Origin of the sequence: Oceanotoga sp., from assembly GCF_030445905.1 — a bacterium.
GTDB classification, from domain to species: domain Bacteria; phylum Thermotogota; class Thermotogae; order Petrotogales; family Petrotogaceae; genus Oceanotoga; species Oceanotoga teriensis.
The window spans coordinates 1-13759 of the sequence record NZ_JASUSU010000063.1; the positions used below are offsets into that span (position 1 = coordinate 1).

Annotated in this window: 12 protein-coding genes and 1 pseudogene; 9 read left to right on the forward strand and 4 right to left on the reverse strand. The window is 24.6% G+C overall.

Features of this window, described 5'->3' with window-relative positions:
• The 3 genes from PWP28_RS12940 to PWP28_RS12950 form a co-directional block, all read left to right on the forward strand.
• On the forward strand, positions 1-214 hold a 214-nt coding region (locus PWP28_RS12940; protein ID WP_308644929.1), incomplete at its 5' end, for a GNAT family N-acetyltransferase.
• Positions 215-344: 130 nt separating this feature from the next.
• Positions 345-1091 carry an endonuclease/exonuclease/phosphatase family protein gene (locus tag PWP28_RS12945; RefSeq protein ID WP_308644930.1) on the forward strand — a complete coding sequence of 249 codons (747 nt, stop codon included), beginning with the start codon at positions 345-347 and terminating at the stop codon, positions 1089-1091.
• 116 nt (positions 1092-1207) lie between these two features.
• Complete coding sequence (locus PWP28_RS12950) at positions 1208-2536, forward strand: tetratricopeptide repeat protein (protein WP_308644931.1); 1329 nt, start codon at positions 1208-1210, stop codon at positions 2534-2536.
• 19 nt (positions 2537-2555) lie between these two features.
• Here PWP28_RS12950 and PWP28_RS12955 read toward each other — a convergent pair whose 3' ends face one another.
• Together PWP28_RS12955 and PWP28_RS12960 are read right to left on the reverse strand one after the other, a co-directional pair.
• On the reverse strand, positions 2556-3827 hold the full coding sequence (locus tag PWP28_RS12955) for an MFS transporter (RefSeq protein ID WP_109604847.1): 1272 nt from the start codon (positions 3825-3827) through the stop codon (positions 2556-2558).
• A gap of 23 nt (positions 3828-3850) precedes the next feature.
• Complete coding sequence (locus tag PWP28_RS12960) at positions 3851-4561, reverse strand: glycerophosphodiester phosphodiesterase family protein (protein ID WP_308644932.1); 711 nt, start codon at positions 4559-4561, stop codon at positions 3851-3853.
• Positions 4562-4781: 220 nt separating this feature from the next.
• Here PWP28_RS12960 and PWP28_RS12965 point away from each other — a divergent pair, with 220 nt between their 5' ends.
• Positions 4782-5912 (forward strand): glycerate kinase, encoded by a 1131-nt coding sequence (locus PWP28_RS12965; protein ID WP_305081676.1) that lies wholly within the window; start codon positions 4782-4784, stop codon positions 5910-5912.
• 17 nt (positions 5913-5929) lie between these two features.
• On the opposite strand, the gene PWP28_RS12970 is transcribed toward PWP28_RS12965, so the two are convergent.
• Positions 5930-7099, reverse strand: a complete 1170-nt coding sequence (locus PWP28_RS12970) for a sugar diacid recognition domain-containing protein (RefSeq protein ID WP_109604849.1) — start codon at positions 7097-7099, stop codon at positions 5930-5932.
• 76 nt (positions 7100-7175) lie between these two features.
• On the opposite strand from PWP28_RS12970, the gene PWP28_RS12975 reads away from it, so the two are divergent.
• Positions 7176-7898, forward strand: coding sequence for a GNAT family N-acetyltransferase (locus PWP28_RS12975; RefSeq protein ID WP_308644933.1), 723 nt, complete (start codon positions 7176-7178; stop codon positions 7896-7898).
• Between the two features lie 71 nt (positions 7899-7969).
• Here the strand turns inward: PWP28_RS12975 and PWP28_RS12980 are convergent, their stop codons facing one another.
• Entirely contained in the window at positions 7970-8584 is a 615-nt protein-coding gene (locus tag PWP28_RS12980; RefSeq protein WP_109604851.1) for a hypothetical protein, read from the reverse strand.
• A 306-nt stretch (positions 8585-8890) separates the two neighbouring features.
• On the opposite strand from PWP28_RS12980, the gene PWP28_RS12985 reads away from it, so the two are divergent.
• The 4 genes and pseudogenes from PWP28_RS12985 to PWP28_RS13000 form a co-directional block, all read left to right on the forward strand.
• Positions 8891-10135, forward strand: a complete 1245-nt coding sequence (locus PWP28_RS12985; protein ID WP_109604852.1) for an ABC transporter substrate-binding protein — start codon at positions 8891-8893, stop codon at positions 10133-10135.
• Between the two features lie 54 nt (positions 10136-10189).
• Complete coding sequence (locus PWP28_RS12990; protein ID WP_109604853.1) at positions 10190-11089, forward strand: carbohydrate ABC transporter permease; 900 nt, start codon at positions 10190-10192, stop codon at positions 11087-11089.
• Entirely contained in the window at positions 11090-11935 is an 846-nt protein-coding gene (locus PWP28_RS12995; protein WP_308644934.1) for a carbohydrate ABC transporter permease, read from the forward strand.
• Positions 11932-13759, forward strand: a pseudogene (locus PWP28_RS13000) (hypothetical protein); the annotation flags it as partial. The gene PWP28_RS12995 and the pseudogene PWP28_RS13000, both read left to right, overlap by 4 nt.

Here is a 13759-nt window from a genome sequence, read left to right on the forward strand (position 1 = left end):
AAATTTTTTTGGACCTACAGGAGTAGATGAAGAATACAGAGGAAAAGGAATAGGAAAGGTATTATATTTACAAGCACTATATGAGTTAAAACATATGGGTTATGCTTATTGTATAATAGGAGATGCAGGACCAATAGATTTTTATAAAAAACATTCTGAGGCTTATATCATAGAAAATTCTTCACCTGGAATATACGAAGGGATATTAAGATAAATAAGATAAAATAGAAAACTGATTTTTCAGTTTTCTATTTTTTTTGATAAATCAAATACATATTATATTTAAACCTGTGAAAAAATATCAAGTTATAATTATATGATAAAAATAAAATGGAGGCTGTTAAATGAAATTAATACATGCAAATATATTTGAAGGATGTCAAAAAAATGAATTAAGAATGAAATTAAAAAATTTTTTACTCAGAGAAAATCCAGATATAATAAGTTTAAATGAAGTTAATGGTTGGTCTAAAGAACAATTAAAAAATTTTTTATCAGAGATTTTTAAATATTCATATCTATATGAGGTAAATAGTGATTTTAATCTTGGAATAATTTCAAAATACCCAATAGAAATTTTAAAAGAAGAACAAAAAAATTTTGAACATGGCTATATACATTCAAAAATAAATGGAGTACACTTTATAACAACTCATTTAACCCCTTATAAAACAATTGATAGGATTAAAGAAATAAAAATTATTTTAGAAGAATTAAAAGGTATTTCATCACCGGTTATCATATCTGGAGATTTAAATAGTCTTTGTGAAAGAGATTATTTTAATTATAGAAATATAGAAAATGATATGATAAAAGATCTCGATTTAAAAGAAAAATTTTTTAAAGATGGCAATTTAGACTTTGAACCCATAAATCAAATATTAAAAGCTGATTTTATTGATACATTAAATTCGAATAAATTTGAATTTACAGTTCCTACACCTTTAAATAAAGATAAGGGTCATGTATATCCTTTGAGAATAGATTATATCTTTTCTAATAAATATTTAAAAAGTGTAAAAACAAAAACTATTTATCTCGATGAAAAAGATTTATATTCAGATCATTTTCCTTTAATGTGTGAATGGTAAATAATTACTTAATCATCCGTAATAATAATTAAATTAACATTAAAGAAACATATAAATAATAAATTTTATCTATTAAAAGCATATACTAATAATAGTTAGTATATGGAGGGGTTAAAGTGAAAAAAATCATTATTATTATTTTTATTATTAGTTTATTTTTAACATTATTTTCTCAAGAAAATCTGGCTGGTGATATTACGGATTTTTCCAGTGATATTATTAAAAATGATATTTATTTAAAAGTCAAAATTGATGATATTTCAATCCAATATGATTTATGGGTTCGAACAGGAGATATACAGATTCTAAAGAATATAGATCTTCAAATTGATGAACTCATTAAAAATTATGGTGAATTGTCTGAATTACAGTATTTAAAAGGAATTATGTATATGTATTATTATAAAGATTATGATAAAGCACTTGAATATTTAAAAAAATCATCGGATAAAAATCCAAAAAATGCATATACTTATTTTTTAATGGGGAATATTTATGTGCAGTTGAATGATTATAATAAAGCATTTTTGGAATTAAATAAAGCTATAAAACTTGAACCAAACAATGATACCTTTATTTATTTATATGCTTTGATATATGAAAGTATAGATGAAAATCACTTTGCGATTGAATATTTAAACAAAGCATTAAAAATAAATAAAAATCATGAATATTATATATCAAGGGGCAATAATTATGCCCATATTGGAGAGTATGAAAAAGCTATTTTAGATTATGATGAAGCATTAAATATTTTAAATAATATGATAAATAATAAAGGTAACTTGGATAAACAAGATTTATATTATAGAATCGTGTATAAAAAAGCAACTTTATTTAGATATATGTATGAGGAAGAAAAAGGACTTGTTTTGATAGATGAAATTATTAAAAATATAGATAAAATTTCAAATGATTATTTTCAAAAAATCGTATATCTTGAAAAAGTAAATTTATTATATGATCTTAAGAGATATGATGAAGGGATTGAAATATATCAAAATTTATTATTAGATTCAAAAGAGTATTATTTTTGTTCTCTATATGCAAAATTACTTTATAAAGTAAATGATCCTTCAGAATCGATAAAAATTTTGGATAAAATAGAAGATTTAGATGAAGAATATAAATTAGATTTTGTGAGTTATTTAAGAGGAATAAATTTTATAAGTCTAAAAGAGTATAAAAAAGCTTTAAATGAAATCAATAAAACTAATTTTAATTTTGATATAAGCTATAGAGACAAAAATTTTTTATTAAAAGGATTGATTTATGAAGCTTTAAATGAAGAAAAAATGGCTTTGAATTATTATAAAATATATCTTGAAAAAATAGAAGATAAAGATATAAAAAATAGATATGAACTTATAAAGGCAAATAAAGAAGTTGAGAATATTGAAGTATTTATAGAAGATTTATATAAACAAAGAAAGCTACTATATTAAAAATAGTAGCTTTTAATTTTTAAATTTTTTGAGCTTCTCCTCTTTTTACAAATAGCATGGTTATAAACGATAATAAGAAAAATATAAAAGAGAATATCATCAATGAATTATAATCAAATATATCCATGAAAAACCCTGCTATTGGTGGTGCGAAGATATTTGCTGCCATTGAAAAGAAATAATAAAGGCCAGTATAACCACCAGATTTTTCTGTTGTCGTCATATCTACAACCATAGGTAAAGAATTTACATTTATGAGGGCCCAACCGATTCCACCTATTGGGAAAATTATATACATAATAGTTTTAAACAATTCTTTATTTGATTCAATACTCATATCCATATTTCCAAAATAAAATGTTGATAGAGACATTATAAATAATATAAATATACCTGCAAATATAGATTTTTTTCTACCAAATTTTCCACCTATAAATCCAGCAGGAATTGCAAAGATCATGAATGTAAGAGAAAAAACTCCCATCATCAAAGCTCCAGTACTTTCTGGGATTCCGACATGAAATTTTGCATAAATTGTAAAAAATGTTTCTATTGAATTGAATCCTATGAACCAAAATAATATCGATAATAGCATTAATAAAAGACTTTTTTCTTTTGAAACAAAAACATCTTTTAAGTTTGTTAATAATTCTTGCATGCCCTTTTTTACAACGCTTTTTTTATTTTTAGAAAGATTACTTTTAATAGTATATTCTTTTGGTTCTTTTATGAAAACAAATAATAATAATTGTGCAGCTAACATGACTATTGCACCAACTATGAAAGGTAATGACTGTGAATAATCATACATTGGTTTTCCCGCAAAATAAGCTAAAAGAGCTCCAAGTCCACCCATGAAATTTATAATTCCATTTGCTTGAGATCTATATCTTGAAGGAGTGATATCAGGCATTAAAGCAACTACTGGAGATCTAAATATCGCCATAAAAAAATTCATAAGTATTATTATAAACATCAAGAAAAAAAGATTGTTAAAATCTTTTATAAAAGGTATCAAGATAAAGAAAAAAGCTGCTAATGGTGCTCCCAACATTATATAAGGCATACGTCTACCAAATTTTGTTCTCGTTTGATCCGATAAAGTTCCGAGTATTGGTAGCATAAATATTGCAAAGATGTTATCTATTGTCATAACTATACCGATAGAAAAAGAACTCAAAGAAAAATCTTTTAAAAATATTGGTACATAAGCATTGTACAAAGGCCATAAAATACTTATTCCAAAAAAACCAAAACCTATAACAAACAGTTTCCAAAATTTAAATTTCAATTATCCCCATCCCCCAATCAACTTTATAATGAATCAAAAGAATCTATTATTAATTCAACTTCATCTGTTATTATTCCATCATAAAGGCCTTTAAATGTTTTTAAATCTTTAGGATTATTTAAAGTCCATAAATAGATTTTCATGCCACTTTTTCGCCATTTTCTTAAAAAAGCTTTTGAAATTAATTTTCTTTCATTTAATTTGTCTACCCATAAATTAAGCGAAAAAAAGTTTAATTCTTTATTAAGATCTATTAAGTTATTTAAAGAGTCATAATCAACCAAAAGACCTAATTTTACATCTTTATCTATTTTTCTTATTTCTCTTAAGGCATCAACTTTAAAAGATGAAAACAAAGTTCTATTCAAAGCATTATACTTTTTAGTTAATTCATATGATGGAATTGCTGCTTCAACTTCTTTAACTTCGAGATTTAAAAATGAAGACTCATCGAGTACTTTTAAAACATCTTCAACTTTTGGAACACTTTGACCATTATCTAATTTTATCTTTTGAAGTTCTTCAAAAGTTATATCAGATAATTTAATATTTTTTCCAGATAATCTTTCGAGATTATCATCATGTAAAACTACTGGGACTTTATCTTTTGTTAATCTTGTATCATATTCTATTCCATCAGCACCAAATTCTATAGCTTTTTCAAATGCTTCTAAAGTATTTTCTGTAAATTTAGCTCTATACCCTCTATGACCTAATATAGGTATACTTCTCATAAAAAATCACCTCTAATAATAAAAATGCAATTCTTAATTATATTCTATCATCATATTAAATATTTCAGAAAGCTTATTTTTTTATAAAAAATAGTGTTTATTGTATATTATGCATAATGATAATCAAATTTTTTTATATGATTTACCATTTCTTAATAAATTAAAATATACTATAATAATTATAATAAGAAGAAAAAATATAAAAATGGAGGGTTATAAAATGAATATTTTAATTGCACCAGATAGTTTTAAAGGAAGCTTATCTGCAAAAGACTTTTGTTTTCATGCGGAAAAAGCTATTAAATCTTTTAATTCAAATATAAATACAATAAAAGTTCCACTTGCCGATGGAGGAGAAGGAACTACACAGGCAATGGTTTTAAATACCGATGGTGATTTTATACAATGTGAAGTAACAAATCCAATAGGTTTAAAAATAGAAGCTACATTTGGAATACTTGGAGATGGAGAAACAGCAGTTATAGAAATGGCAGAGGCTTCAGGTTTGACTTTGATAGATGAGGAAAAAAGAAATCCATGGCTAACTACAACTTATGGAACTGGAGAATTAATAAAAAAAGCCCTTGATTTAAATGTCAAAAAAATAATTCTTGGAATAGGTGGAAGTGCTACAAATGATGGGGGAGCAGGAATGCTTCAAGCACTTGGGTTTAAACTTTTGAACAAAAATGGTGAAAATATAAAGAATGGAGCAAAGGGCATAAATGAATTAAAATATATAGATATAAGTAATAAAGATAAAAGACTCGATGAAGTAGAATTTTTAATTGCTTGTGATGTTAATAATCCATTGTATGGCAAGAATGGTGCGGCATATGTTTATGGACCTCAAAAAGGTGCTGATAAAAAAATGGTTGAAGATATGGATGAAGCTTTAAAAAATTTTTCAAAAATCATAATTAATACATTTGATAAAGATGTTTCAAATATACCTGGAGCTGGTGCTGCAGGAGGATTAGGTGCAGGACTTTTGGCATTTTTAAATGCAAATTTAAAACCTGGATTTGAAATCATAAGTGAAGAAATTAAACTCGAAAAAATTTTTAAAGAAAATAAAATAGATTTACTGATAACAGGTGAAGGTGAAATGAATTATCAAAGTATAAATGGAAAATTACCAGTAGAGATTTCAAAACTCGCTAAAAAATATGGAGTAAAAACTGTTTCTGTTGTAGGCAATATGGGATATGAATTTGAAAAAGTTTATCAACATGGTGTCGATGCTGTATTCAGTATAACTTCTGGACCAATGAGTCTTTCAGAATCAATTGAGAATACAGGGTATTTAGTTGAAAAAGTGATCTCAAATATAATAAGGCTTTTATATTAATTATAGATTATCATAATTTAGAAATCTTTTTCATCTATTAGTCTATCGGTAATAGTTTTATCATTTCTATCAAAAAATTCTTTAATAAGATCAAATTTCATAGAATCCTTATGATTATTTAAAGGATCAAGGTCTATCAAATCTTTAATTTTTGTTAGTCTAAAAATTATTGTATTTCTGTGAAGGAGCATGTTTTCTGATGTTTTAGAAATATTTAAATTATTTTTTAAAAGTACATTCAAAGTTTCAAAAAGATCAGGATTTTTTAAGAAAAATTCTATTTCTTCATAAAAATATTCATATATGATTTCTGAATCAAAGTTTTTATAAAATATTTCTATCATATAATCTTTAGAGTAAATTATATTATGATTTATTTTTAAAGAAAAAAGGTATATAAGGTCTTTATAGGCATTTGAAATATCATGAATTTTTACAAACTTATGATATATATAACATTTAATTTTTATAGAATAATTTTTATATAAATTATCTTGAAGTGTATTTATTATGCTCAAAAAATCTTTCAAAAAAATATCATCGTTTTTCAAAAAAATAATCTTTGAATCAGAAATATCTGAAATAATTTCTTTTTTCATAATAAATTCCTTTTCTAATTCATTTATTATTATATCTACAACTCTTTTATTATTGTATAAAAAATTACCTTTATTCATTAATTCAAAGATACAGGGTAATTTTTTTTTATTCATATCATATCCAAGATTCTTTCCATAGTTTATTATATTTTTAACATTTTCTTTATTATTGTTGTTTAAAAGTTCATTTAAAAAATAGCTTTTATAGTTTTTCTCTTTAAAAATAGTCTCTTTTAATATTTCTTGTTCTAGCATTATTTCTAATAAGGCCTTAACAACTTTTCCAGCACCTTTTAAATTTTCTGGATTTCCAGTAATTCCTATAACTCCAGAAATCAATCCATCAAAATTAAATGGAATATTTATTCCATTTTCAGAACCCACATATTTATTTAAATCATTTTTGTAAACTATTATTTTTGAATTTGTTTTTAATGCATTATATGCTGCTTCATGAAAATTACCTATTCTTTCTTTATTGCCACTTGCTATTATATAGCCATTTTCATCCATTATATTCACATTGTAATTTAATTTTTTTATGATGTTTTCAACAATTCTTTGAAAAAAATTGTTATCTAATAACATAATCACACCTCTGTTTGTGTTATAATTAAGGTAAATATAACATAAATTTAAAAGTTTTTTTATAGGAGGAGTATATATGGTTAAGAAAAGTTTAGAAAATGAAAAGATTATTAAAGATATTCATGATTATTGGTTTAAAAAATATAATATAAAAAACTATGATCCTGAAAAAAATGAAACTGGTATATTTTTAAATAAAGACATAAAAGATGATACCATATTTTTGATATTTTTAAAGAATAAATCTTTCATACAATGTAATAGTAAGATTGCCGATATCATAAAAATAAAAATAAACATAGACGATGAAAATATAAGGTTTGAAAGATTAAAAGAAATCTTTAGAGATGCAGAAATAGATAATCATGATTATTATTTTTATAGTGATGGAGCTCACATTAAAGAAGTGAATGAAGATTTTGATTATAGACTCCTAACTAAAGAAGATTTAAATATTTTAAATGATATGAAAACATATTGTACAAAAGAAGAATTAGAGATGGGATTTGTTGAAATAGATCATGAAGGTATAATGGGTTGTTTTGATGGAGAGAAACTAGTATCTGCAGGAAGCTATATTTATTGGGGAGATAAAATAGGTGATATAGGTATATTAACTCATCCAGAATATAGAAAAAGAAAGATAGGAAGATCTGTTGTATCTAAGATGTGTGATTGGGGAATGATGAACAATAAAATACCTTTATACAGATGTAATGATTTAAACATACCTTCATGTAGACTTGCAAACTCTTTAAACCTTGTTAATTACATGCATTTATATGAAATAAATATTTAAATAATATACCATAAAAATAACTGCATGATATTTAAATTTTTTAGATATCATGCAGCTTTTAATGTGAATTATTATTGTATTAAAATTTTTTTTACTAAAGTTCCTTTTGTAGGTTGATTTATATCGAATACTTTTTTCTCACTCATATATAAACTTATTAATCCACCCATACAATTCAAATTCATCTTGGTTGGCAAATTATCCCTAAACTTTATTTTTCCAGCAACTCCATTTGCATCTATATCAAAGAGTTGATTGTTTTCAATTTCTACAGAGGTTTTAATACCATTTGAGTCTAAAGAGATTTTGTCTGAATTTAAAACATTATTTAAATAAAGGCCATTACCTTTAAAATTGTAAATTTTTGATCTTATATATGCATTAGAAATTAATCCATTTGAATTAATATTTATTATTTCTGAAAAAATATCCCCTTCTATTTTCAACTTATCCGCAGAAATTGATATTTCTTGCATTTTATTTTTAGAGCCCACATGAATTTTAACTTTATTATTATTATCTTCATCACTTTTAATATTTATTATCTCTTCATCTGCATTCAATTCAATAATAGATTTAGTATATATATTTTCAGAGTTTTTATCAAAAATTAAATGAATATTATTCCCAGAAATTTTTAAAATTTTTTGAACAGTTATTTCACAATAATTGATTTTTTCAAACATCAAAATCTCCCCCTTTAATAATATACATATACATAAATTATAACATTAGTAATAATTACTGATAAAACAAATGATATATTATTTAAATTCATAGATAATTTCCAAATTTAAAGAAAATAATCACAATTAAAATGAATTAAATAAAGAAATCTTTATATTTCTTTATTTTAAAAATAAAAAAAATAATGTATAATAAATATGAATTTCTTTGCCAACGATGGCAAAAAAGGGCAGAGATACAAAATTTATAAAAAAGTGATATAATTTAAATTGCCAACGATGGCAAAATAAAAAGGGGTGAGTTTTTTGAAAAAAACAGCTTTGGTATTTTTGGTATTGGGAATATTTTTATTCGCCTTTGCAGAAGATATAGTATTGAATTATTACTCACATGGCGTTGAAAATGGTACAAGATTAAAAATAATAGAAGAATTTGAAAAATTAAATCCAGGAATTAAGGTAAATCTTGTTGAATTACCTCAAGATACCAATAAAAAACTTCAAATGATTCAAACTGTTTTACAGGCAAAAGATAGTTCAATGGATGTTTTTGATGCCGATGTTACATGGCCTCCTATTTTTGCATCTGCAGGATGGGTTCTTCCAATCGAAGATCATTTCACAAAAGAAGAAATAGAAGATTATCTACCAGGACCAATAGATTCAGTGACATATAAAAAACATATGTGGGGTATTCCATATAGAACTGATGCTGGAATTTTATATTATAGAAAAGATTTACTTGAAAAATATAATAAACCAGTTCCAGAAACATGGCAAGATTTGATAGATACTTCAAAATATATAATGGAAAGAGAACCAGGAATGAGTGGACATGGTGGATCTTGGGCTCAATATGAAGGACTTACTTGTAATTTAATGGAAATTGTATGGAGTTTTGGAGGAAAAGTTTTTGATGAAGAAGGAAATGTAATCATAAACTCTGAAGAAACTTTAGAAGCTTTAAAAGTTATGAATGATATGGTAAATGAAAGTAAAATAATGCCAAATGGAATTTTGAACTTTTATTCAGGTGATGCAAGAGCTGTTTTCTTTTCAGGAAAGCAAGTTTTTTTAAGAGATTGGCCATCTGGATGGAGAAAATCTCAAGATCCTAAAAATTCACAAGTCGTTGGTAAAGTTGGAGTTGCAGCTCTACCTAAAGGAAATGAAGAAAATAGAAGCTATTCTACTCTTGGAGGATGGCAAGTTATGGTTTCAAAATACTCTAAAAACCCTGAAGAGGCTATAAAATTTGCTAAATTCAGAGCTGGAAAAACTGCACAAAAGATGGCTGCAATGGGATTATCTCATATACCAGCTATAAAATCTTTGTATGATGATGAAGAAATACTTGAAAATATGTCATTTATTAAAGAGATGTATCCAGCTTTTTATAGTGCATATCCAAGACCAAAGTCACCATATTATGCAGAGGTTTCAAATATAATTCAAGTTGAAACACAAAGAATGTTTGTTGGTAAAAAAACTCCAGAAAAAGCTTTAAAAGATATGGAATTCCAAATTAAAATGTTGCTTGGACAATTTTAATAAATGAGCCATCGGGGTTTCCCGATGGTTTTAATATAAGAGGTGAATGTTTTTATGAGATGGAAAAACCTTAATAAGAGAGAAAAAATGGGATATTTATTTTTACTTCCATCAGTTGTTTTGATGATAGCTTTTATAATATATCCTGTTATAAATACTGTATATTTATCTTTTTTTAATTATAGAGTTCAAACAATGTCAATGGGAAAAACTTTTGTGGGGGTTAAAAATTTTATAATGGCTTTTAAAGATCCAAATTTCTTGGGGTCTTTTAAATTTACCATTACTTTTACAGTAGTTGCTGTAACTCTTGAAACTTTAATAGGTATTTTATTTGCATTAATAATGAACAAAAAAATACCTGGTCAAGGAATTATAAGAACATCTGTATTAATTCCATGGGCAATTCCAACTATAGTATCGGCATTGATGTGGAAGTTTATGTATTCAGAACAATACGGAGTTATAAACTTTATATTTCAAAAACTTCATATAGTTCAAGGATCTATACCATGGCTTTCAGATGCAAGCCTTGCTGTTATTGCTACAATAATTGCGGATGTTTGGAAAACAACTCCTTATATGTCATTGTTGATATTGTCTGGACTTCAAACTATTCCTAAAAATTTATATGAAGCATCTTCAATAGATGGTGCAAATAAAAGACAACAATTTTTTAAAATTACATTACCACTTTTAAAACCAGTTCTTTCAGTTGCCATATTATTTAGAGTAATTGCAACTTTTAGAATTTATGATCTTGTTGCGGCTTTAACAAGTGGAGGACCAGCTAATTCTACTCAAAGTCTTTCTTTGTATACCATAAGAACATATTTCAATTTTGGAAATATAGGGTATGGTTCAGCATTAGCTACAATTACACTATTAATATCACTTTTAATAAGTCTTTTATTTCTAAATGCATTAAAAACAAAGATAGAGAAGGTGGCTTAGATGAAAAAAAATATAATTTTAAAATCCATACTATCTAAGATATTTTATATATTTTTCTTTGCATTTTTTGTAGGAACTATAGCATTTCCGTTTTTTTGGCAGTTTCTAAACTCATTTAAAACACAAAGAGATCTTTTTTCTGTTCCTTTAAATTTTTGGCCAACAGAATGGACTTTTCAAAATTATGTGGATGTTTTTTCAAGGCAACCATTTGGAAGATATATATTAAATAGTTTTATAATAGCTGGAATAAGTACTTTGTTTGCAATAATACTTGGAGCTTTGGCGAGTTATGCGGTTTCAAGAACAAAAATTAAATTCAAAAAATTGTATTTAATAATATTGTTAAGTATAACTCTTTTACCTCCAATAACAATAGTTAATCCAATATATATGATTATAAGTAAACTTGGTCTTTTAAATACTTATTGGGGATTAGCTCTTGTAAATACTATAATAACCCTTCCTACAGCGGTTTGGTTTTTATCGGGATTTTTTGAAACAATTCCTCATGAACTTGAAGAAAGTGCTATGATAGATGGAGCATCTGTTTTTCAAAGTTTTTATAAAATAGTTTTACCTCTTGTATCACCTGCAATATTTACCGTGAGCATTTTAGTTTTTATAGCTGCTTGGAATCAATATCTTTTTGCACAGATATTAAACCCATTAAAAGTAGCGAGAACTATAACTGTTGGTATAACACTTTATCAGACAGATTATACTATTCCGTGGGGAACCATATCAGCTGCTTCTATAGTTGTTACAGTACCTTTGATAATCCTTGTTTTAATTCTACAAAGGAAAATAATTTCGGGTCTTATGGATGGTGGAGTTAAAGGATGATAATAAAAGATTATACACCTGGCGGTTATAGAAGAAAAGAGTTAAAAGGATATTTTCAGTATTTGAGATATAATTATTCTGAAATTATGGTAGATAAATCTAAGGGAAATAATATAATAATAGATAAAGATCTACAAAAAATGTATGAATTAAAGATTATAAATAAAGATGAATTAAAAAAACATATGTTGTATATAGAAGAGTTTTTTGAAGATTTTGAAAGATTTGATGAATTATGTGATGAAGAAATTTATTATTCTTTTCATAAAATAAAACAAAAAAACTATACTAAAGATATGAATAATTATATAGAAAATAAAATAGAAAAAAATAAAAATTATATATATAAAAATTTAAAAAATATCGAAAATTTTGATGAACTAATAAGATTCTTAATATATTATGATATAAATCCAAAAAAAATAAATATAGATAAAAAATTTTATGATATAGAAAATTTAAAGAATAATTTAAAGAACACGAATATTATAAATATTTTTCCTGGTTCTTATATGCAAATTCCAATCATAGAAAAGATTTTAAAATTTTATTTAAGTGAAAAAGATATAAAAGTTTTTATAAAAGATCAAAGAGTTATATCAGAACCAATTTTAAGCGATTTAAAATATAAAAATTTTAAAATTATAAATTATAATTCGAGATGTGCAGGTATAAATTTAAAAGATGTTGAAAAAGAATTAGAATGTGGTTTAAATATTGTTTTGGATGAAATCCCAATGATAAATTTTAATGGGTATTTAAATTCAGAATATTATTTGCTTAGCAAAGTTAATACATTAAAGAGTCAAAGATATTGCGGTGTTTATAATGTTAATTCAAAATTTATAAAATCTATAATAAAAAAGGTAAAAAGAACTCAAAAAGCTGTATTTACTGGAGTAGAAAGATCTGAAAATACAATATGGCCATTTAATAAAGATGGGTACTTAAATCAATATTCACAAACATTTATACCATCAAATTATAAATATGAAAAAAATGATGAGAACGTTTTTATTAAAAGAGAAAAGTTTTTAAAAAATATGATAAACAATAATATAAAAGAAGATATAGTTTATATAGATTCATATTATTCATTGGATACTTATGAAAAAGAAAAATATATTCCACAAAAATCTTCAAATTCAGTTCTTGTGAGAGGATTCTATATAAAAAATACACAAAAATTTGATATACTCCCATATCTTGCACAAGATCATAAAAAGGATTTAATAGATATAAGAGAAATATGTAAAAGTATACATAAAAATAGCTTTTATATAAATTTTTTGTACTTTGCAACTCCTAAGATTATAAATCTTTATAATTCATTTAGAAGTGAAGAAGAAAAGATTAAAGACAGAGACTTTTTTATTGATTATTATTTTGATGGAATTAAAGAAACATTCCCCCTCTATAATAAAGGAGCAATTTTTTTTAAAAAAGATGGAACTATAGAGTTTGATAGAGTTAAAGCTGAAAATGGAACTATAAAATTAAATGATTATACCATTAATTTTGATGAAAATAATATAAATAATCCAAATCAAAGTATAAATATAATAACTCCAAATAGTGACTATGATGATTTTGAAGATTTTAGAAAATATAAAAAATACGTTGGTGGCGATAGATATAATATAATAATAGTAAATAATAAAATTATAAATATAAAATTTTCAGGAGTAGTTCAACCATCGTTGGGAATTGTAATATCATTAGACAAAAATGAATTTAAAAAAGTTTCTAAAGTATTAAACTTAAAAAAATGTGGGAATAAATATCTTTATGATCAAAAAATAAATATAGAAATTATAATAAATA